Source organism: Chryseobacterium sp. IT-36CA2, from assembly GCF_949767875.1.
Classification (GTDB): domain Bacteria; phylum Bacteroidota; class Bacteroidia; order Flavobacteriales; family Weeksellaceae; genus Chryseobacterium.
Window position 1 is genome coordinate 164,270 of the sequence record NZ_CATKPG010000023.1, and the last position, 20,854, is coordinate 185,123.

A 20,854-nucleotide genomic window follows, 5' to 3' on the forward strand; every position below is an offset into this window, starting at 1 on the left:
AATGCCATTCACCCAGGATTCCATAGTGCTGATATCTGTTGTTCCGTGATGTTGACGGACTTTGGAAAAACCAATCCTAAAGATGTTTTAGATGCGGCACATGCAATTACTCATTTCGGATATGGCGGAAGACCAAGAGGAGAACAGATGCCGATGTCTCAGGAACTGATGGATGCTTTCAGAGAAAACGAATTCTTAAATGATGAAAAACTGATCAGCATTGCCCGTTCTCATATGGGAACTCAGGGAGACGGAAACCACTTCCTTTTTGTTGGAATTTCCAAAAATACAGGAAATACCATGATGGTAACTCATCACGGATCAAGAGCTCCCGGAGCAGCTTTATATGATAAAGGAATGAAGGTTGCCAACCGTTTCAGACAGGAAATCTCTCCTGAAACGCTGAGAGAAAATGCCTGGATTCCTTATGATACTGAAGAAGGTAAATCTTACTGGGAAGCGTTGCAATTGATAAGACAATGGACAAAAGAAAACCATACTTCTCTTCACGATGCTGTGCTGAACAAGCTGGAAATGGAGAAAGAAAACAGATATTGGAACGAACATAACTTCGTTTTTAAAGATGGAGATCTGTTCTACCATGCAAAAGGAGCTACTCCACTGGATGATAAATTCATGCCGGATATTACGGGACCTAGATTGATTCCGTTGAATATGTCAGAACCTGTATTGATCGTTCAGGGAACAACAAACGAAAGAAACTTAGGTTTTGCGCCGCATGGAGCTGGAAGAAATTTCAGCAGAAGTCAGCATAAAAGATCTTTGGCACATAAAACAACTGAAGAGATTTTCAATGAGGAAACAGAAGGATTGGATATCCGTTTTTATTCCAATGAAATTGATATTTCTGAACTTCCGAGCGCTTATAAAAGTGCAAAGAACGTAAGAGCACAAATAGAAGAATATGGGCTATGCGAAGTTCTGGATGAAGTGATGCCTTACGGATGTATTATGGCCGGAGACGTGCAGAAAAATGCTCCATGGAAGAAAAAGAAGAAATTCAGAAAAGCATAATTTTTAATTTAATATAAATCCTGGAGGCATAAAAACCTTTAAGATTGTCAAAAAAACAATAACCAGCCTTGCAGGTGTAGAAGCCTGCAAGGTTCATGAAAACTTTTTTATAAAGGCAGGGGCAGTAGCTCAGATGGTTAGAGCAACAAAATTACTTTTCGCTGCAGGCAGATAAAGTTCCTATTAATCGCCAAGATTGTGGGTCACAGGTTCGAGTCCTGTCTGCTCCTCAGAACAATGAAAATGCTTATATTAACCTATTCATTTTCATTAGTTAAAAAATTAAGGCACAGAAAGTTCCTATATGTTAGAATTACTTTCCGCTTTTTTACACATTATAAGGCAAAGGGAGTTCCTATATTTTTTGGATAAATTACTCCCCGCTTTTTATAAACTATAGGTAAAAGGAGTTCCTATACCCTTCACTTTTAATGAACATACTCCTCACTTATTTTTTAAACTAAAACAATGAAAGCACTTCAATTATTCAATGCCGTACTCGCCAGAAAATCGGATGAAAAGCCATTTATTTCTAATGATGGTTTCATCATCGAACCGGATGCTTTATGGGCAAAAAAAGAGATCATTTCTTATTATGCAAAGGAAAAACTGAATGGAAATGATTTGAATAAAACCTTTCATAAATCATGGGCGAAAATAAAGAATACTTCCAGAATTGATTTATTTTTTGAACAGATCAGCCATTATATTTCAACGTATGGAAGCGATTTTCAAAGTGAAATCTATATTCCTGATGAAGTATTGAATGTTCCTGATATGAAGATGGTTTTTAAAGTCATCAAAGCTTATTCTGTAGAAGAAATGCAGGAAAAATGTCTTTCACTTTTAAGATCAGGTATTGCTTTAAAAGAAGAAACCATTGATGATTTGCTTTATATTTTACATACGGAGCTTGAATATGATTTTACGGGAAAAGAAAACATCAGAAATAAAGAAGCGGTTATAAAAATAGCTGATCTTTATGATATCTATCCTGAAAATCCTGTTGAGTTTTTCCGTTATGTTATTTATAAAACAACCAACACAACGCTTTTAATTAAAAACGATGATTTAATTGAGTTGATTAAACAAAGTAACTTCAACCCAACCTATCTGTTTGAAAGTTTTGGATTGGAAAAACTGGCAGAAATTTTTAACAGATTTAAGCCGTTATTCCTTGCTTATAAAAACAGAGCATCGAAAGTCATCAATAAAATATCAAAACTGTCTAAAGTGCATCATAAACCACTGGTATCAAACCCTTTAAATGATGCTACAAACACTTTACTGGAAAACAGTGATTGGCACTGGCTGGAAAATGCGACACCGTTTGCGTTATTCAAAGCATTGTCAGCGTGTTACTCAAGAATGTATGGTCAGGATACTTTTGTATATAGAGTGAGAAACGGAAAATCATGGACTAAAAAAGGTAAGGAAACTTACGTGAATCAGTTCAACTATGATTTTATTCTGGATTTCTTGAAACTGAAATATGAAAATATCTCCGGAAAGAAATTCTATTTCCCAGAGAATATAGAATTTGCATTGCCAACTTCCGAAAAAATGTTTGTTGGTAATATTCCTACCGGAACCCGTTTTTATGGAGAAAGACTGGCTGTGGGTATTTATTGGGAAGATCAATGGGGTGCCCGTGACCTTGACCTTTCGGGGTTAAATATCGCCGGAAAAATAGGTTGGAATGCAGCTTATAATCATGGTGACGGACAATTGATGTATTCAGGAGATATGACTTCTGCTCCCAACGGTGCTGTTGAATATCTTTACGCCAATAAAGGGCATTGTGCGCCAACGCTTGTCATGAATAACGTTTTCAGTGGAGATGCTACTTGTGGATATAAAATCGTAGTCGGAAAAGGAGATAATATTTCCTATGATTATATGATGAATCCAAACAATCTTTTTGCTGAAGCCAGATGTAATTCTGTTCAAAAGCAAATGATTCTGGGAATGCTGGTGACAAAGAACGAAAAACAATGTTTCGTACTATTGAATTTCGGAGCCGGACATTCTCATGTTTCAGGAAACAGTCAGGTTTCCATGATGGCAACAACTGCATTATATCAGCAATGGTATGAAGCGATGTCTTTCAATGAGCTTATCAAAGAGCTTGGTGCAGAAATCACCACAGAAAAAGCGGAAGCTGATTTTGATTTCTCGCTGGAAAGTCTGGAAAAAGATAGTTTTATCAAGATTTTCAAATAAATTCTATGGCGTCATCTGATGGTATCGGGTGGCATTTTTTTGTGGAATCTGGTGAGGAAACGTTGGAGAACCACCCCGTCAAAAATTCTTTGAATTTTCGCCACCCCTCCGAGAGAGGGGAATTTTTACGTCTTCAGTTGGGAGGTTGGTCAGGATTGTAATTTCACTATAACAAGGAGTGGATTCCTGCGAAATAACAAAGTGAACGGATAAACTATTATTACAATTATGTCATTTCGTAGGAATTCAGTCTGCAAAGTTTAGAATTACCTTATGTATCTTATTATCAACGGCATAAGTTTCAGCTAAAAGCCTATTGAAAATTTAATCTTTATTAAACGGACTAAAGTCCGTTCCTATTGAATAAAGAACTTTTACAGCAATTATAAATTCATCTTTTTAACATAAAAATTTCCTTCATTTACATCAATAATCACTTTTTTCCCGTAATCAATCTGAACTGCAAACATATTCTCCAACGGAAATTGAAGCACCGCCTGCAGGATCAGACGAATAACTCCGGCATGGGTAACAATGAGTACTTTTTCTATCTCTTTTTTCTGAATCAATTCTTGCCAAAAACTGAGAACGCGGGTTTGCATTTCGAGAAGATTTTCTCCTCCTGAAGCCTTTACATAGACAAAATCTTTGTACCACGGATTGATTTCTTCCTCAGGAATATCAGTCCATTTTTTCATTTCCCAGTCTCCGAAATTCATTTCACGAAGTCTTTCATCTGTTTGATAATCAAATGTAAAATAATCTGCTAAGAGGCGGCATCGTTTGGAAGGGCTTGAAATAATTTCATTATAATCCTTATCTATGTCCAACGTTTGAAAATCTTCAATATAATCTTTCCTTAAGGGCATTTCGGCAAAACCGTAGCACAGGTTTTCAGGATTTTCTACAGCCGTGTGGCGAATTAAATGAATTTCCATACGATGATTGTTCCTAAATAAAATAAAACTTCACAAACCTGCTGCACAGATCCCAGACAGTCACCTGTGTAGCCCCCGATATGTTTTTTAAAATACCAGCCCATATATATTTTCCCAAGATAAGCCAGTACAAAAGCGAAAATCAAACGCCAGTCCGGAATCAAAGTAAAAGCAATTAAAACGCTGATAAATCCTACTACTAAAGCCGTTCTATCCAATGGTTTATTCGCTAAAGGTTTCGATTTGCTGACATCAATATCAGTGACATATTGGTGGGTATAAATCATCGTTCCTGAAATAAACCGGCTTGCTGTATGGGCTACAATAACAATCCCTAAAACCTTCATTGGTGCAACCACTCCCAAAGTCTGAATGCTATAAAATTTTAAAGCAAAAAGAAGAATAATACCGATCGTTCCATATGCTCCTACTCTGCTGTCTTTTATAATGGTCAGGATTTTCTCTTTTCCATATCCACCTCCGAAACTGTCGCACATATCTGTAAAACCATCTTCATGAAAAGCTCCAGTGAGCAAAACACTGGAAATCATCATTAAAACAATCCCGATTTCAAGGTTAAAAAGCATTGTGGAAAGATAAAGAATTACCGCATTGATCAATCCTATTACCAACCCAACCCATGCAAAGTATTTTTGAGATTTATTCATAATCTCACTGGAATACGGAATGGTAAAAGGAACCGGAATTCTTGTAAAGAACATCAGGGCTGTTGCAAAATAAATCAATTCATTTTTGAGGACTTTCATCTGTTCTTTTTTAATATAAAAACTGGATTAATCAATTCCCGTAAAATTAGGAAAGCTTTTAACAATGATAAAGAGATTGATTAAAAAAATAAGAAACATGAATCTTATCACCTTAGATTTATTCTTTAAATTCGGGAGTATTTATACTTTTGCACCTTTAATAACCACGAAAAAAATCAAATGAAAAAATCTTATTTCATTGCATTATGTGCTATATCCCTGGCTAGCTGTTCAGCTCCGGGTGATGAACTGGAAAGTTTAAATGAGTCACAAATTCTTAACGGATCTGCTCCAAACAAATTAGCAAAAGGAGGCTTCAGAGATAATCCGGACACGCCAACTCCTCCTCCAGCAGGAATCTGGTCCAAATCCTTTTACTTAACGAAACCTATTTACGGTTTCTACAGTGATCTTACCAAAAAACACCTGTACAGTAATTCCCCTTTAGCATCTGAACTTCCTAAATCCTATCCCGGATTAAGCTACTATTTTCAGGAAAGATTATTAGGATCTGCAGATGGACCCGGCCCTGTCATTTCAAGCTGGTTTCACACAGGAAGCAATGACCTGGTATTAACCACCAATCCTAATGAGTTTGCGGGACAAAGTTACTGGGAGAAAAGAGATCTGGGAACCAGTTATAACGGTGACGAGCCGGGAAGTTTTCCGATTTACAGGTATTTTAATTCTGATAAAAAGACCCACTTCTACACAAGAGATAAGAATGAACTGGGAGACGGAAAGGATGGATTTGTTTATGAAGGAATTTCTTTCTACCTGAAAGAATCAGAACCTAAAGCTTTCAGAATCCGTGACGGAGAGTTTTTCCAGGATACCAGTACGGGAGCAGTATATCTTGTCTTTGAAAGTACTTTAAGACGTATTGACTCATGGTCTGTTGTGAACGGATTATTTGATTTTAAACCGGACCCAAGAACCGGAAAATCTAAAGAATGGAAACTTTTAAAAGTTAACAATATCAACGATTACACCGGAGAGAGAGGACCTGATTTCACTTCAGCCAATCAATTGGTACAAAACACCAATGACGGTAAAATATACTTGGTAGATGATGGTTTATACAGATATATTCCTACTGATCTCATTTTTAAAATCTATAACTTTAATGAGGATGCCATTCAAAGAAAACCTGTACGAATGATGTTTACAGGGAAAGATATTGCTAAAACTTACTAGCAGACTGCATTGAAACATACAAGGGGCTTTATTGCCCCTTTTATGATTTGTAAAATTTAAGATGATTTATTGGAAATATGGGCATCTTCAAAGCTTGACATTTCATTCAGGAAATTAACAGCACTTTGAATAATCGGATAGGCTAATGCACAACCTGTTCCTTCTCCAAGGCGCAGATTAAGATTTAAAATAGCTTGTTCTCTCATTAATCCCAGCAATTGAGGATGGGCATTTTCATTGCTTACATGACAGAAAATACAGTTGTTCAGGACTTCAGGATTCTTTTTCCAAACGGTGGCTACCGCTACGGTGGCAATAAATCCATCTACCATGATCAGCATGTTATGATGAAAAGCTTCTTCTATTGCCCCAATCATTTGAACTATTTCTAATCCACCAAAGGTTTGGGCTATTTCATCCTCACTCATTTCAGCTGGATATTTTCCTATGGCTTCCGTTAAAATATGGACCTTATTCTGAAGCTGATGGTCATTCAAACCTGTTCCGCGGCCAATACAATTAATAATAGGAATATCAAACAGTTTGCTCATCATTAATGAAGAAGCAGAAGTATTCCCGATTCCCATCTCACCAAAACCAATAATATTACAGCCTTTTCCTGCAATATCAGCAACTACAGACTTTCCGTTTTTAAGGGCCTGTTTATATTCTTCGGGATTCATCGCTGGTTCTTCCAGAATATTACGGCTGGATTTTCTAACCTTTTTATTCACCAGATTCAACCCTTCCGGAAAATCAAAATTAACTCCGGCATCTACAACTTTAATCTTAATATTATGCTGTCTGCAAAAAACATTAATGGCTGCTCCTCCACCCAGGAAATTCATCACCATTTGGTAGGTTACTTCCTGCGGATAAGCACTTACGCCTGCTGTGGCAATTCCATGATCAGCAGCAAAAACCACCATATGAGGATTCAATAACTTAGGTGAAGTGGTTTTCTGAACCATTCCAATTTTGTGGGCAATATGTTCAAGATGTCCTAATGCGCCTAAAGGTTTTGTTTTAAAATCAATTTTATGCTGTAATTCTGATGATAACATGGATGTTTATAGTTATGTTAAATGGAAAAGTGCAATATTAGTGAATTTCAATAGTATTTTCTTTTGTCTTGACACAAAAGAAACAAAAAGTCAAGACCTGGAAAATTGAGCCTGCAGTATTCATTTATTCTCAAACTCCCCAACACGAAACCCGGATCTCGAAACTTAAAATAGCTACGCAAGTACATTACGTATCTCATCTTTTACTTTGTATCATAAATAACAAACAATGACACCAAAAATACTTGAAAAAATAAAAGAAGTTGAAGCAACAAAGGGTTTAAAAGTCCTTCTTGCAGTAGAATCAGGGAGCAGAGCCTGGGGTTTTGCATCCCCTGACAGTGATTATGATATACGGTTTATATACCGTCACGACAAAGATTGGTATCTTTCCCCTTGGGATAAGGATGAAACGATAGAATTTATGACAGAAGATGACCTTGACGGTTCCGGCTGGGATCTGCGAAAGACTTTTCATCTTTTGCTGAAGTCGAATGCAGCTTTACTGAGCTGGTTCTATTCTCCTCTCGTTTATAAAGCGGATGATAAGTTTGTAGAACTGTTCAAGCCTTTGGCAGATAACTGTTTTTCTCCGGTAGCGGTTTCTTACCATTATCTGAGCATGAGCAAGAAATATCTGGAAGCCTGCAGAAGTGATGAAGTAAAGTTAAAAAGCTATTTTTATTGCTTACGAACCACGTTAACAGGAAAATGGATCATAGAAAAAGGAACGGTTCCGCCTGTTTTGTTCAGTGATCTGCTTGTGTTAACAGATGATACAACCAGACGAAAAATAGAAGATCTCGTTGCCTTAAAAGCGACCAAAGGAGAATCCTATTATCACCCGAACGATTGGGAACTTTTTGATTTTCTTGAGAAAACAATCGCGGAAAATGAAGAAAAATCGAAAGGTTTATCAGGAGGAAAGGTGGATAAAGGTGAGATGGAGAGGGTTTTTAGGGAAATACTGAAACTTTAAAGAAAGATAACATGAAAATATTTAACTCCTTCAAAAAGAAGTATATTCAACCCCTGCAAAAGGAGATTGAAAAATTGATTCCCAAAGAGAAAGAAAAAATACATGAATTTATTGAAAGATGTCAATTTTTAAAGGAAGAAATGGGAATTGAAGTCCCTCTGTCGGTAATTGAAACTTTCAAAAGATATAATCTTCCTAAACACAATTATTTTTATAGTATCTTTTGGAATGTTGATGATGATAGTTTTATCATTTTCTATACCGAAGCTTTTATTGAATTAGTTGTTACCCGATACAAAGAAATTCACGGAAAGGATGCAGATTTGACTATATTGTTACAGCAGCTTGATGATGCAGTTTATGAATTTCATGTAAAAGAAGATTGTTTTGACAGAACAAATCCTGCTTTTGACTTTATCAACAATTGTTATGAAGAGTTCAAAAAGTCTGGACAAGAACTGACTATCACCATGGATCTGGGAAATTATGACAATCTCGTTCTCAATAAAGAAGAAAAAGGCAATGTGGGGTATAATTTATCATCTTATAAAACAACTGCAGGAATAAAATATAAATTTCTTACACAATTCAGACCTTTACGGGAAGTCATCAAAGAAACTTTAGACAGTCAGCAAAACCATTATTAACCTTATTAAATAAAATCAAATGAGAAATATAATCGCTCTGTCTCCTATGTATACGGAAGATAGTAATAATTTGAAGAAAGCATCACTCAATTCTTCTTACGAGCTAAACCGCTTCAATGCAAAATGGAATGTTCCGGAAGAATTCCGTGCGGATGTGATAGCGGTATATGGTGAAGATATTTATGCCGAAATTGTTGCAGAACAATGTAATCTGACATTAACAAAACCTGATGATAACTGGCTTTCAAAAATTTCAGAAGAATTTACAAAGCGTAAAATTGTTTACGGAATGCTGAAAAATTTTGTACATGAAGAAAACATTTTTATCAAATGTTCAGATTTTAAAAGCTTTAAAGCCGGAGTTTTCGATAAAATAACCAATATCAAAGGCTTTGAAACATTGGATTTGGAAAGCATGGTTTTCACTTCGGAAGTTGTAGAATGGGAACTCGAAGTGAGATGTTTCGTTTTAAATAATCAAATTAAAACCTATTCTTCTTATTGGCGAAACGATACTTTCAATACTAATGAACTTTCAGAAAAAGAAAAAATGGAAATGTTTCAATTCTTTGAATTTTTTATCCAAAAGTACTCTTCTACTCTTCCTATTGGTATTGTACTGGATTTTGGAATTATAAAAGGAAAAGGCTGGGCGCTAATTGAGGCGAACCCTGCATGGTGTTCCGGATTGTATGCATGCGATGCAAAGAAAGCTTTAGAGGTGATTGTGAAAAGCTGTATTAAAAATTGAGATTATGGAAATGATTATCTTCATCGGGATTCCGGCAAGTGGAAAAAGTTCCTTTTACAAGGAGCTTTTTTTCAATTCACATATAAGAATCAGCATGGATCTGCTGAATACGCGAAGCAAAGAAGGAAAGTTACTTCAGTATTGTTTCGAAACCCAATCGAAAATGGCGATTGATAATACAAATGTAACCAAAGAAGCCCGGAAAAAATACATTGAACTCGCACAGCAAAATAAATTTGAAATTATCGGATATTATTTTGACTGCACAATTCAGGATTGTATGGAACGCAATAAAAACAGAAAAGATTCTATTAATGAAATTGGAATAAAAGCTAAATATAAAGAGCTGGAAAAACCTCTACCTGAAGAAGGTTTTGACAAAATATTCAGGGTGAAAATTGTGGAACAAAAATTTGAAATCAACGATTATGAAATTTGAAGAAATTGAAACTTTAATGCGAAGAAATGAAAATCTTTCGGAACAGTATATTTTACCGGAAAATTTTATCATCGTAAGGTTAGATGGAAAAGGATTTACTAAACTCACAAAAGAAAAACTTTCGCTTGAAAAACCATTTGATCAAAAGTTCAGTCAGGTCATGATTGATACCACAAAATATCTTTTTAATATTGGTTTTAAGGTAATATATGGTTATACCCAAAGTGATGAAATCTCTCTTCTGATTCATAAGGATGATAATACTTTTAATAGGAAAATCAGAAAGATCAATTCTGTTTTAGCAGGAGAAGCAAGTGCTTTTTTCAGTCTGAAATTTCAGGAAATCTGTGTTTTCGACTGTAGAGCTATTCCCATTCCTAATCAGAAAATGCTACTGGACTATTTTTGTTGGAGACAGGAAGACTCCCACAGAAATTCACTTTCTGCTCATTGTTACTGGACATTGAGAAAAAATGGATTGAATGCTAAACAAACCACAGAAAGAATTGAAAAAATGTCACAATCCGATAAGAATGAGTTGCTTTTTGAGTATGGAATTAATTACAATAATCTTCCATTGTGGCAAAAGCGAGGAGTAGGAATTATAAATAAGGAGATGAAAAAGGAAGGTTTCAATCCTATAACTAAAGAAACTGTTACTTTTTTGAGAAATGAACTGTTTGTTGAAAATGAATTGCCAACGCGTGAGAGTTATAGAACATTTTTAAAAGAAATTTTTGAAAAGATTTAATTTTTTGAAATTTATTTGAAGACAGCAATTAACACAAAAGACTATATAATAAAACTTAAAAAATCATGACCATCCAAGACCTAAAAAACAAAAACCTCCTCCTTTTCGAAGCCATTTCCGGAAGCCGGGCTTTTGGGCTGGCAACGGAGAATTCTGATACGGATATCCGTGGGGTGTATTATCTGTCGAAGGAAAATTTCTTTGGCCTGAATTATATTCCGCAGATTTCCAATGAGACGAATGATCTTACGTACTATGAAATTGGGAGATTTGTAGAATTACTTCAGAAAAACAATCCTAATATTCTGGAAATTCTGGCAAGTCCGGAAGATTGTATTCAATACAAACATCCGTTGATGGATCTTCTGAAAACGGAGGATTTCCTGTCAAAACTCTGTAAAGATACCTTTGCAGGCTACGCTGTTTCCCAGATTAAAAAGGCAAAAGGTCTCAACAAAAAGATTTTAAATCCGATTGATAAAGAAAGAAAATCGATCCTGGATTTCTGCTTTATCCTTGATGGACAGGGTTCTGTACCGTTGAAAAAATGGCTGGATAAATTCCCCTCCTCTGGAGGGGTGTCCGCAGGACGGGGTGGTCTCTCACAGAAAAATTGCGGATTAATAAGCATTAACCATACCAAGGGAATATATGCCTTATTTTATGATGAATTGGGGACATTGGGATATAAAGGAATTATTCAGAATGAAGAGGCTAATCAGGTTTCCTTATCCTCTGTTCCCAAAGATGAAAAACCGGTAGCTTATCTTTTCTGCAACCTTGATGCCTACTCGGTGTACTGCAAAGACTACAGAGAATACTGGAAGTGGGTGGCTGAGCGTAATGAAGACCGTTACAATGTCAATCAAACCCACGGGCAGAATTACGACAGCAAGAATATGATGCATACCATCCGACTGCTGCAGTCCTGCGAACAGATTTTTAAGACCAATTCACTGACGATCCGCGTAGAAAACCGTGAGGAACTCTTAGATATCAAAGCTGGCAATCAATCTTATGAAAATGTCATGAAAAAGGCGGAAAGCCTTATAGAATCAATAGAAAAACATTATTCTACATCCAATCTTCCTGAGTATCCGGATCTGGACAAAACAACAAAAATCCTGATTGAAATAAGGAAAAAACTGTACGGAGATAATGATGAATTATAAATGATTAAAGTATGAATGTGGGATTGTTAAACTCCAACACTCCCACTCTCTTACCCTCAAATCCTCTCACTCTCAAACTCTCCCACTCTCAAACCCTAAAACCCAACAACTCACTTCTTCGCCGCCTTCGCCAACGGGTTATACTCAAGACAAATTTTAATCCAATATTCAAAATCATCCGCTTTTTGGAAACCAATAGGTTCAACGTAGCAATATCCATTTAACTGTTTCCCTTTCATAATCATCGGGAGAAAACCTTTTTTCTCGGAAACCTCATCTTCCAGTTCGGGATTGTAGCGGCACATGAGATTGTCATGACTGATGTTAATGCACATCTTTCCGTTCACCAGAAAAGACAGCCCGCTGAACATTTTCTTTTCCTCGATCTCTATATTATTTTCCATTGAAAGCCGTTCACGCACCCGGTCGGCAAGTTCAGTACTGTAAGCCATGATTTCAATTTTTTTGATCTATTCCTTTTAGTAATAATAGCTTCGACAACATCAGCCTGACAATGCTTAAAAATTTCGGTTGGTATTCGAATTGTCACCCTGAATCTGTCGAAGGGCTATCAATAAGAAAACCTTTGTTAATCATTAAGTTCGAGTATTAATTAAAAGGGATAAATTGGTTAACTTTTTTATTACTAAAATTAATTAAAAACAGCGATTATCACACTATTTCTTTCAGTTTATTAATGGATTCTTATTTCATAAAATAAAATTTTATTTAAATTAATTATTGTTTTACGATAATTAATTATACATTTGCAATATCAATTAAAGTTCAAACCATGAACCAGACCAAAATTATTTCAAGGATTTTATTTTATATCTGTGCCTTACTTTCGGCCGGATATTTAATCACTTTTATGTATGCCTTATTCTGCCTGATCACAGGATTTTCGGTGACACCTTATAATGAAGGAAAGTTCCTTCACATCAATTATCCGTTTACAGAACAGCCGTTTCTGAATATAGAAAACAATTACCCTTATATGATATTTTCTTTTATGTTGGTTCTTATTACTTATGGAATCTTTTTCTGGTTATCTGCCAGGGTTTTCAAAGTATTTTTCCAACAGAAACTGTTTACTCAGGAAAATATCATTCAGCTTAAGAAATTTTACCTGTACAATATTTTCATCCCACTTCCATTGGTTATTATCGCGAGTTTCTTTGTGGAAGTAGAAAGTATGATATGGGGACTGGTGTTTATTCACTTTATGCTTGGAATTTTCTGTCTGTTTCTTGCGAATATCTTTAAGCAAGGACTACATTTGCAAAACGAACAAGACTTATTTATTTAAAATGCCAATTATAGTCAACTTAGATGTGATGCTTGCCAAACGAAAAATGCAGAGTAAAGAATTGGCAGAAAAACTGGGTATCACCCCTGTAAACCTCTCTATCCTGAAAACCGGCAAAGCCAAAGGAGTCCGCTTCGATACGCTGGAAGCCATCTGTAAAATCCTGGAATGCCAGCCGGGAGATATTCTTGAATTTAAAGAGTAAACGAGTTGCGGGGTTTGAGCGTTGGAGAGTTTGAGAGTGAGAGCGTTGATGGGTGGTGTGTGAAACTTCCACTTCTAACTTCTAATTTTTAACTTCCAGCCTCATGCTTCCAGCTTCCAGCCAGTAACTTCTAACTTCTAACTTCTAACTTCTAACTTCTAACTTCTAAGTCAGCTGCCGAAAGGCCGCCTGTCCTTCTATTCCCCAAACACAACATTATGAATACATTAACCATCAACAATCTCAGCCTTACGTACAAGAATGGTTTCCAGGCTATTAAAAACATTTCACTGGACATCAACAACGGAATGTTTGGACTGCTTGGTCCGAACGGAGCCGGAAAGTCTTCTTTGATGAAAACCATTGTCGGACTTCAGAAACCAACTTCCGGAACACTGCTTTTCAATGAAGTGGACATTGTTAAAAATCCGGATTATATTAAACAGAATCTAGGGTTTCTTCCCCAGGACTTCGGTGTATATCCAAAAGTTTCTGCCTATGATCTGTTAGAACACATTGCCATTCTGAAAGGGATTAATGATAAAAATCAACGTAAAAATCAAATCCTGGGTCTGTTGGAAAAAGTCAACCTTTCTGATTTTGCTAAAAAAGAAGTCCATACTTTTTCAGGAGGAATGAAACAGCGTTTCGGGGTAGCACAAGCCTTGTTAGGAAATCCGAAAATCATCATTGTAGACGAGCCTACGGCAGGATTAGATCCGGAAGAACGTAACCGTTTCAATACACTGCTCAATGATATTAGCCAGGATGTGATCGTCATTCTGTCTACCCATCTTGTTGAGGATGTAAGAAATCTTTGCTCGGAAATGGCGGTGATGAACCACGGACAAATCCTCAGAAAAGGAAATCCTGGAAAACTCATTGCAGAGCTTGACAACAGAATCTGGTCCAAACCTATTCACAAAAACGAACTGGAAAGTTATCATTCCAATTATCAAATTATCAGCAGGCAGCTTTTGGAGAGAGAACTTCATATCACTGTATTTTCTGAAGAATCTCCGAAAAACTTCACTTCTGTAACACCTTTGCTGGAGCACGTTTATTTCCACACCCTCACCCAAAAACCTTAATCATGAATACTTTATTTTTATTCGAAGCCAGACGCTCTTCCAAGCACTGGCTCACCTATCTTGTGGCCTTACTTTTAATAGGAATAGGCATATTTTGCGGCAGTCAGTTCAACCTTTCTGTAGGAGAAGGAATTTATTTAAACTCACCTTATACCATCGGTTTTATGACCGGAATGCTGAGCCTTGCCGTGATTTTTTTCGCTACTGTTTATGCACTGCAGCTGCTTTTTAAAGATCAGGATTCAAAATTTGACAGCATCCTTTTTTCATTTCCTTTTTCAAAATTCACTTATCTGAAAGGAAGATTCTGCACTTATTTTCTACAGACCTTTTTAAGTTTTTCTTTCTTAATGACAGGATTTCTCGAAGGTCAGATGATGCGCACCGGAAGTGAAATGCAGGAAGGTTTTAATATCCTTCATTATATTTATCCTTTACTCATTTTTGGTTTTATCAACAGTCTGGTTGTCTGTAGTTTTCTGTTTTTCATTGCTGCTATTGTAAAGAGAAAATTGCTGGTTGTCGTTGGTGGACTTCTTCTCTATGTTTTTTATATGATTATCCTGCTGTTTTCCAATTCACCCTTTATGGCGGGAAGCCTTCCGCAGTCGTTGGAAACACAGCAATTTTCTGCTTTAATTGATCCTTTTGGATTATCTTCTTATTTTATGGAAGCTCGTGATCTTACGGCTCAACAGAAAAATATTCAAATGGTTCCTTTTACAGGATATCTTTTGTTCAACAGACTTTTATTTTTCTTCATCTCCGTGGGAATTCTTCTCCTTTCCCTCAGATTTTTTTCGTTCTCCAATAGCTCCGGGCAGAAAGTCAAAACAATAGGAAATTTGCTCACATTATCTGAAACGAATGAAGCAGAATATTCCACCGCTACACCAATATTTAATGGGTGGAGTTCTTTCAGGTCTGTACTCTCTTTTGCTAAAACGGATCTTACACATCTCTTCAAAAGTGTTGCTGTTCCGGCAGTTTCTATTCTACTATTGTTTTGTGTAGGAATGGAAATGTATGCCGAAATTGAAAAAGGAATCCGTCTTCCACAAAAGTACGCCAGTTCAGGACTTATGGCAACCACCATTTCAGAGAATTTTCACCTGCTTGGACTTCTCGTTTCCGCTTATTTTTTAAACGATGTGTACTGGAGAAGCAAAACTTCCGGATTTTCCCTGATTGAAAACAGTACTTATCTATCAAAGAATCGATTAACCGGACATTTTATTTCGATCTGTTTTCTGCTGTTTTTCTTTACGGGAATTTTAATTTTTCAGGGGATTATTTTTCAGGCAGCCTATCAGTATTTTCATATAGACTGGAAGGCGTATCTTGGTGTTTTTCTGTTCAATACTTTCCCATTAATGCTGTTTTCCGGGTTGATTCTTTTGATAAATGACAGGGTTCCCAACAAATTCATTGCACTTGGAGTTTCCATACTTGCTATTTTTGTATTGTCGGGGCCAGTTTCGGGGAAATTGATTTCCTATCCTCTTTTCAGAATATTTTCCGATTTTAAGGGAACTTACAGTGATTTCAACGGCTATGGAATCTATGAAAAGGCTTTTGCTCAAAGACTCTTATTCGGAACAGGAATCATCAGTATTTTGTGGATCTTCAACAATATTATAAAGTTTAAAAAAATGTCTGTTATTGCAACCGGATTCAGTATTCTTCTGCTTATTTCAGGAATCTTTACAGGAGTATCGTTTATGAAAGGTTATATTCCTAAAGATAAAGATCAGGCAATTCTAAGTTCCGCAGCATATGAAAAAAACTACCGGAAATATGAAAACCTTCCACAGCCTGATATCTCTGATATTACCACAGAAATTAAACTCTATCCTTCGGAAAATGCTTATCGGATTGTTGGAAAATATACGCTTAAAAATCAAACAGATCAGCCTATCCATAAGATTCTGATCAATTTTAATGAGGATTTAAAACTGGAATCTGCTGTTATGATATCAGGTACTGAAACGACAAAGATTCATAAAAATATCACCGAAGTTTCATTACAACAACCTCTTCTGCCGGGCAAAACAGTTTCTCTTGATTTTAAACTTTCTTATCAATGGTTTGCCGTAAACGGTCATCAGTCTTTCAATGCTGTTATTGACAACGGTTCTTTTATGAGAATCAGCAGATATTATCCTATGATTGGCTATCAAAAGGATGATGAAATACAGGATGAAAAACAACGCAGCCAATTCAAACTTGGAAAACTCACTGAACTGAATAAACCTGAAGCTCCTGAAGTTTCAAAAAAAGATTTTATCAATCTTAGAATGATTATTTCCACTGAAAAGGGACAGAGCGCTATCGGAACAGGAGATCTTATCAAAAAATGGTCAGAATCTGGTCGTAATTATTTCGAGTATAAAGCCAATCAGATCCCTTTCCGTTTTGCCGTTTCATCAGCAGAATATGAGTTAAAAACTTTGAATTATAAAGGGATTACCTTCAATATTTTTTATCATCAAAAACACTTTGAAAATGTGAATCACCTTCTTGAAAATGCCAAACTTACCTTAGATTACTGTCAGCAGAATTTTGGACCATATCCTTTTAAAACTATCAATTTTGCGGAGATTTCTTCTTTTACCAAAGGTTTTGCTGCTACAGCTTACCCTTCCTCGATTTTTATGCCGGAAGACATGATTTTCCACGCCAATATACAAGCAGACAAAAAGCAGGATGTCATCAATGAACTGGCTGGGCATGAGCTTTCGCATCTCTGGTGGGGAAACAGCCAGATCAATCCTGATGACAGAAAAGGTTCCGTGATGCTCACCGAAACACTTGCAATGTACACCGAAATGATGCTCTACAAAAAAATGCACGGCAAAGAAAAAATGATGGAAAGAGTCAAAGTGCATCAACAGATCTACGACAATGAAAAAGGATTATCTGAAAATGTACCAATCTATAAAGCTACGGGAGATGTTCCTCATATTTCCTATTCCAAAGGGGCTGCTGCGATGATAGAGTTGAGTAATTTAATGGGTGAGGAAAGAGTAAATACAGCATTGAAGAATTTCCTCAATAACAATCAATATCCCAAGAAACCTACATCTCTGGATCTGATCAATGAGTTTTATAACGTTGCACCTACTGCTTCAACCCGAAAGCAAATCGACAGATTATTTAAAACCATAGAAAATATAAATTTTACTTCAAGGCCTAAAACACCTCCTACAAAAGAAAAAACAAAAACTTCAAACAACAGTTTTTAATTTTCTTGAAAATATTTTTCAGGATTTGTAACAAAGTAAAATGATGATTTACTAATTGATTGACATATCAATAATTGATACATCATTTTTAATCTGAAATTATGGAAAAATTAAATTCAATTATCTTCTACAACATAGACAAAGCTATCCGAGCCTACAGAAACTACGCCCAGCGCCAGCTGAAAGCCCATGGTTTCACGATCACCATTGATCAGTGGCTCATCATCAAAGCGATTCTGGAAAACCCGGGAATTACCCAGAATGAAATTGGTGATCTTGTTTTTAAGGACAATGCTTCTGTGACCAGAATAATTGATTTAATGGTAAAATCCGAATACATTATCAGAAAAGTTCATCCTGAAGACCGAAGAAAGACCCAATTGGAAGTGACAGATTCCGGGGTAAAAGTGATCAAAGAGGTTCAGAATATTGTAGAAAAGAACCGCAAAATAGCTTTAAAGGGAATCAGCGAAAAGGAACTGGAAGTAATGTATACCGCTTTACTGAAAATTTCAGAAAACTGTCTCAACCCTAAAAAGTAAAATGCTATGACCAGAATATTTTTACTCTTGTTCGTCTGGATGCTAATCCTGTTCAACAGCAGGCTGGCCGCACAACAGGCTACACAGAGTTTGTCTTTGTCAGGAAATATACAATCCGGCAAAGCAGAGCAGATGGAGATCAACCTCTTTAATGCTGAACAGAAATTGATCAAAACCGAAATTGCTGATAGTAATGGTAAGTTTAATTTCAATGATTTAAAAGAAGGAACTTATCAGATAAAAATCAATAAAAATGGTACTGAAGTCTATCATTCGGAAAATATTTCACTGACGGAAAATAAGACACTTAATCCTATTGACCTGAATGTAAAATCCATTGAAGGAGTTACGATTACGAAAACCAAACCTCTTATCGAAAGACAGGACGGAAAAATGATCATGAATGTTGAAAACAGTATTGCCAGCACTGGAAATTCTGCTTTTGAAGTGTTGGAAAAAGCTCCGGGAGTTAATATTGATAACAATGATAATATCAGCCTTCGCGGAAAAGGAAATCTTCTGATCCAGATCGATGGTAAAAACACACCCATGACCGGAGCTGATCTTGCCAATTACCTGAAAGGAATCCCCTCTTCTACCATTGAGAAGATAGAATTCATCACTAATCCTTCTTCCAAATATGATGCTGCAGGATCTGCCATTATTAATATTAAACTAAAAAAAGAGCAGAGAAAAGGCACTAATGGAAGTATTTCTACGTCTCTGGGAACAGGTAAATATGTGAAAAACAACAATAGTTTCAGCATTAATCATAGAAACAAAAAGATCAATATTTTCGGAAATTACAGCTTTGCGTATAGGGAAGCTTACAATGGTTTGGTACTGGACAGGAATTTCTATGAAGCTAACAACTTCAAAAAAGCTTATGTACAGGACAATTATCTGAGATTCAAGTTCAACAGTCATGTGGCCAAAGCAGGGATGGATTATTACCTGAACGATAAAAATGTACTCGGATTTTCTGTAGGACTGGTTTCCAACAAATTCAATGTGAACGGAGATAATTCCAACGTAACGCTCGGCAGCAACTATCTTCCGGAAAGCTCATTCACAACAGTCAACAGATCGAATGACAAATGGACTAATCTTTCATTCAACCTTAATCATAAATATACGATTGATTCTCTGGGCTCTGATATTTCTACGGATTTTGACTATATCAATTATGCCAATTCTTCTTTGCAGAGCTTTGATACAAGAACGCATGATATAGCCAGTGGTACAGACAATCTTGACATTATTAAAGGAGATATGGACGGAAAACTGAATATTTATTCTTTAAAATCTGATCTTACGAAAAATTTCAGCAACGACTGGAAACTGGAAAGCGGTGTGAAAACGAGTTTTGTAAAGACGGATAATGACCTGAAGTTCTTCAATGCTACTTCTGGCACTCTTATTCCTGATCTTAATAAAACCAATCATTTTATTTATGAAGAAAACATCAATGCCGTTTACGGAAATGTTTCCAAAAAATGGGAAAAATTCAAGGCTACGGGTGGTTTAAGACTTGAAAATACGAATGTAAAAGGAACCCAGATCACCACCAATCAGATCAATAAAAGAAATTATACCCAATTATTTCCAAGCGCTGTTTTTAGTTATGATCTTACGGAAAAAAGCAACCTTGAAATCAATTTCAGCAGAAGGATTACAAGACCAAGCTACAACCAGCTGAATCCTTTTAAATTCTATCTTGATCCTACAACTCTGAAAGCCGGAAATCCTGATCTGAACCCACAAATCACCATGAATTATGAACTGACCTACAGTCTGAGTAATAAATATTTTGCCACACTAAGCTACAGCAAGACTTCTGACAATATTACAGACATCTTAAAGCCTGTCATAGAAAACGGACAGGTAGTAACGGTACAGACGATTGAAAACCTGAGTTCTGCTTCTTATTTTGGCTTAAACCTAATCGCTCCGGTGAAAGTAACCAAATGGTGGGACATGAATAACAGCGCCAATTTCTATTATGGCTCCTACACTGGAAATGTTTCCGGAACTCAGATTAATAATAAAGGGAATTTTACATACAGCATCAACAGTATCAATTCTTTTAAACTGGGGAATGGCTTCACAGCCGAACTTACCGGAAATTACAAAGCCAAAGAAATCTATGCTTATCTGAATGTCAGCCCGAACTGGTATCTTAACATCGGAGCTCAAAAGAAGTTTAAGAACAACAGTGTTCTGAAGCTATCATTCACCGATGTATTTTTTACCAGTAATATCAAAGGGCAGACAGTTTATAATGATTATTTAGAAAACTTTGCAGTAAAAAGAGATACACGCGTGGCTACAATCTCTTATACCTATAATTTTGGTTCTTCTAAAAACGGGCAGCCCAGAAAAACAGGAGGTGCTGAGGATCTGAAACAGAGAATTGGAAGTTAGTAACTATAGTCATTGCGAAATGCTGAGCATTGAAGCAATTTCATTTTTAGAAATTTAAAGAAAATTTATGAGATT

Annotated in this window: 19 protein-coding genes and 1 tRNA gene; 16 read left to right on the forward strand and 4 right to left on the reverse strand. The window is 36.2% G+C overall.

Going from position 1 to position 20,854, the window contains the following annotated elements; genetic code table 11:
• Positions 1-234: 234 nt before the first annotated feature.
• The 3 genes from ACM6F9_RS17655 (at position 235) to ACM6F9_RS17665 (ending at position 3,258) form a co-directional block, all read left to right on the forward strand.
• A complete protein-coding gene (locus ACM6F9_RS17655) occupies positions 235-1,035 on the forward strand; it encodes an RtcB family protein (RefSeq protein ID WP_414847163.1) in 801 nt (266 codons plus the stop codon).
• A gap of 118 nt (positions 1,036-1,153) precedes the next feature.
• Positions 1,154-1,265 (forward strand) — tRNA-OTHER (locus tag ACM6F9_RS17660).
• Positions 1,266-1,503: 238 nt separating this feature from the next.
• Positions 1,504-3,258 (forward strand): hypothetical protein, encoded by a 1,755-nt coding sequence (locus ACM6F9_RS17665; RefSeq protein WP_414846931.1) that lies wholly within the window; start codon positions 1,504-1,506, stop codon positions 3,256-3,258.
• Positions 3,259-3,641: 383 nt separating this feature from the next.
• Here ACM6F9_RS17665 and cobC read toward each other — a convergent pair whose 3' ends face one another.
• Together cobC and ACM6F9_RS17675 are read right to left on the reverse strand one after the other, a co-directional pair.
• Positions 3,642-4,196 carry an alpha-ribazole phosphatase family protein gene (gene cobC, locus ACM6F9_RS17670; RefSeq protein ID WP_414846932.1) on the reverse strand — a complete coding sequence of 185 codons (555 nt, stop codon included), beginning with the start codon at positions 4,194-4,196 and terminating at the stop codon, positions 3,642-3,644.
• Positions 4,181-4,963 carry an adenosylcobinamide-GDP ribazoletransferase gene (locus ACM6F9_RS17675; protein ID WP_414846933.1) on the reverse strand — a complete coding sequence of 261 codons (783 nt, stop codon included), beginning with the start codon at positions 4,961-4,963 and terminating at the stop codon, positions 4,181-4,183. The genes cobC and ACM6F9_RS17675 overlap by 16 nt, the downstream gene beginning before the upstream one ends.
• A 180-nt stretch (positions 4,964-5,143) precedes the next feature.
• Here ACM6F9_RS17675 and ACM6F9_RS17680 point away from each other — a divergent pair, with 180 nt between their 5' ends.
• Positions 5,144-6,160, forward strand: coding sequence for a hypothetical protein (locus tag ACM6F9_RS17680; protein ID WP_414846934.1), 1,017 nt, complete (start codon positions 5,144-5,146; stop codon positions 6,158-6,160).
• Between the two features lie 56 nt (positions 6,161-6,216).
• Here the strand turns inward: ACM6F9_RS17680 and cobT are convergent, their stop codons facing one another.
• Positions 6,217-7,224, reverse strand: a complete 1,008-nt coding sequence (gene cobT, locus ACM6F9_RS17685) for a nicotinate-nucleotide--dimethylbenzimidazole phosphoribosyltransferase (protein ID WP_414846935.1) — start codon at positions 7,222-7,224, stop codon at positions 6,217-6,219.
• Positions 7,225-7,453: 229 nt separating this feature from the next.
• Here cobT and ACM6F9_RS17690 point away from each other — a divergent pair, with 229 nt between their 5' ends.
• The 6 genes from ACM6F9_RS17690 to ACM6F9_RS17715 all read left to right on the forward strand — a co-directional run bounded on the left by ACM6F9_RS17690 (position 7,454) and on the right by ACM6F9_RS17715 (position 11,963).
• Entirely contained in the window at positions 7,454-8,203 is a 750-nt protein-coding gene (locus ACM6F9_RS17690) for a DNA polymerase beta superfamily protein (RefSeq protein ID WP_414846936.1), read from the forward strand.
• 11 nt (positions 8,204-8,214) lie between these two features.
• Positions 8,215-8,850, forward strand: coding sequence for a hypothetical protein (locus ACM6F9_RS17695; RefSeq protein ID WP_414846937.1), 636 nt, complete (start codon positions 8,215-8,217; stop codon positions 8,848-8,850).
• A gap of 19 nt (positions 8,851-8,869) precedes the next feature.
• The gene (locus tag ACM6F9_RS17700) at positions 8,870-9,601 is read left to right on the forward strand and encodes an ATP-grasp domain-containing protein (RefSeq protein ID WP_414846938.1); all 732 of its coding nucleotides are present in this window, start codon (positions 8,870-8,872) and stop codon (positions 9,599-9,601) included.
• A gap of 4 nt (positions 9,602-9,605) precedes the next feature.
• On the forward strand, positions 9,606-10,040 hold the full coding sequence (locus tag ACM6F9_RS17705) for an AAA family ATPase (RefSeq protein WP_414846939.1): 435 nt from the start codon (positions 9,606-9,608) through the stop codon (positions 10,038-10,040).
• Positions 10,030-10,791, forward strand: a complete 762-nt coding sequence (locus ACM6F9_RS17710; protein ID WP_414846940.1) for a tRNA(His) guanylyltransferase Thg1 family protein — start codon at positions 10,030-10,032, stop codon at positions 10,789-10,791. Before ACM6F9_RS17705 ends, ACM6F9_RS17710 begins: the two co-directional genes overlap by 11 nt.
• A 65-nt stretch (positions 10,792-10,856) precedes the next feature.
• Positions 10,857-11,963 (forward strand): DNA polymerase beta superfamily protein, encoded by a 1,107-nt coding sequence (locus ACM6F9_RS17715; RefSeq protein WP_414846941.1) that lies wholly within the window; start codon positions 10,857-10,859, stop codon positions 11,961-11,963.
• A 110-nt stretch (positions 11,964-12,073) separates the two neighbouring features.
• On the opposite strand, the gene ACM6F9_RS17720 is transcribed toward ACM6F9_RS17715, so the two are convergent.
• Complete coding sequence (locus ACM6F9_RS17720; RefSeq protein WP_414846942.1) at positions 12,074-12,415, reverse strand: TfoX/Sxy family protein; 342 nt, start codon at positions 12,413-12,415, stop codon at positions 12,074-12,076.
• A gap of 341 nt (positions 12,416-12,756) precedes the next feature.
• Between ACM6F9_RS17720 and ACM6F9_RS17725 the strand changes: the two genes are divergently transcribed.
• From ACM6F9_RS17725 to ACM6F9_RS17750, 6 genes are all read left to right on the forward strand, one after another.
• Positions 12,757-13,272, forward strand: a complete 516-nt coding sequence (locus ACM6F9_RS17725; protein ID WP_414846943.1) for a DUF2975 domain-containing protein — start codon at positions 12,757-12,759, stop codon at positions 13,270-13,272.
• 1 nt (position 13,273) lies between these two features.
• Positions 13,274-13,477 carry a helix-turn-helix domain-containing protein gene (locus tag ACM6F9_RS17730; RefSeq protein ID WP_002980904.1) on the forward strand — a complete coding sequence of 68 codons (204 nt, stop codon included), beginning with the start codon at positions 13,274-13,276 and terminating at the stop codon, positions 13,475-13,477.
• A gap of 218 nt (positions 13,478-13,695) precedes the next feature.
• On the forward strand, positions 13,696-14,568 hold the full coding sequence (locus ACM6F9_RS17735; protein ID WP_414846944.1) for an ABC transporter ATP-binding protein: 873 nt from the start codon (positions 13,696-13,698) through the stop codon (positions 14,566-14,568).
• 2 nt (positions 14,569-14,570) lie between these two features.
• Entirely contained in the window at positions 14,571-17,813 is a 3,243-nt protein-coding gene (locus tag ACM6F9_RS17740; RefSeq protein ID WP_414846945.1) for a M1 family aminopeptidase, read from the forward strand.
• Positions 17,814-17,914: 101 nt separating this feature from the next.
• A complete protein-coding gene (locus ACM6F9_RS17745; protein WP_414846946.1) occupies positions 17,915-18,355 on the forward strand; it encodes a MarR family winged helix-turn-helix transcriptional regulator in 441 nt (146 codons plus the stop codon).
• A 6-nt stretch (positions 18,356-18,361) separates the two neighbouring features.
• Positions 18,362-20,779: a TonB-dependent receptor domain-containing protein gene (locus tag ACM6F9_RS17750; protein ID WP_414846947.1), complete on the forward strand. Its 2,418-nt coding sequence runs from the start codon at positions 18,362-18,364 to the stop codon at positions 20,777-20,779.
• Positions 20,780-20,854: the final 75 nt, after the last annotated feature.

Excerpts from the sequence above, each read along its gene's own strand:
- ACM6F9_RS17655 (WP_414847163.1), top strand. The coding sequence starts at position 235 with ATGGGAACTCAGGGAGACGGAAACCACTTCCTTTTTGTTGGAATTTCC.
- ACM6F9_RS17665 (WP_414846931.1), top strand. The coding sequence starts at position 1,504 with ATGAAAGCACTTCAATTATTCAATGCCGTACTCGCCAGAAAATCGGAT.
- cobC (WP_414846932.1), bottom strand. The coding sequence starts at position 4,196 with ATGGAAATTCATTTAATTCGCCACACGGCTGTAGAAAATCCTGAAAAC.
- ACM6F9_RS17675 (WP_414846933.1), bottom strand. The coding sequence starts at position 4,963 with ATGAAAGTCCTCAAAAATGAATTGATTTATTTTGCAACAGCCCTGATG.
- ACM6F9_RS17680 (WP_414846934.1), top strand. The coding sequence starts at position 5,144 with ATGAAAAAATCTTATTTCATTGCATTATGTGCTATATCCCTGGCTAGC.
- cobT (WP_414846935.1), bottom strand. The coding sequence starts at position 7,224 with ATGTTATCATCAGAATTACAGCATAAAATTGATTTTAAAACAAAACCT.
- ACM6F9_RS17690 (WP_414846936.1), top strand. The coding sequence starts at position 7,454 with ATGACACCAAAAATACTTGAAAAAATAAAAGAAGTTGAAGCAACAAAG.
- ACM6F9_RS17695 (WP_414846937.1), top strand. The coding sequence starts at position 8,215 with ATGAAAATATTTAACTCCTTCAAAAAGAAGTATATTCAACCCCTGCAA.
- ACM6F9_RS17700 (WP_414846938.1), top strand. The coding sequence starts at position 8,870 with ATGAGAAATATAATCGCTCTGTCTCCTATGTATACGGAAGATAGTAAT.
- ACM6F9_RS17705 (WP_414846939.1), top strand. The coding sequence starts at position 9,606 with ATGGAAATGATTATCTTCATCGGGATTCCGGCAAGTGGAAAAAGTTCC.
- ACM6F9_RS17710 (WP_414846940.1), top strand. The coding sequence starts at position 10,030 with ATGAAATTTGAAGAAATTGAAACTTTAATGCGAAGAAATGAAAATCTT.
- ACM6F9_RS17715 (WP_414846941.1), top strand. The coding sequence starts at position 10,857 with ATGACCATCCAAGACCTAAAAAACAAAAACCTCCTCCTTTTCGAAGCC.
- ACM6F9_RS17720 (WP_414846942.1), bottom strand. The coding sequence starts at position 12,415 with ATGGCTTACAGTACTGAACTTGCCGACCGGGTGCGTGAACGGCTTTCA.
- ACM6F9_RS17725 (WP_414846943.1), top strand. The coding sequence starts at position 12,757 with ATGAACCAGACCAAAATTATTTCAAGGATTTTATTTTATATCTGTGCC.
- ACM6F9_RS17730 (WP_002980904.1), top strand. The coding sequence starts at position 13,274 with ATGCCAATTATAGTCAACTTAGATGTGATGCTTGCCAAACGAAAAATG.
- ACM6F9_RS17735 (WP_414846944.1), top strand. The coding sequence starts at position 13,696 with ATGAATACATTAACCATCAACAATCTCAGCCTTACGTACAAGAATGGT.
- ACM6F9_RS17740 (WP_414846945.1), top strand. The coding sequence starts at position 14,571 with ATGAATACTTTATTTTTATTCGAAGCCAGACGCTCTTCCAAGCACTGG.
- ACM6F9_RS17745 (WP_414846946.1), top strand. The coding sequence starts at position 17,915 with ATGGAAAAATTAAATTCAATTATCTTCTACAACATAGACAAAGCTATC.
- ACM6F9_RS17750 (WP_414846947.1), top strand. The coding sequence starts at position 18,362 with ATGACCAGAATATTTTTACTCTTGTTCGTCTGGATGCTAATCCTGTTC.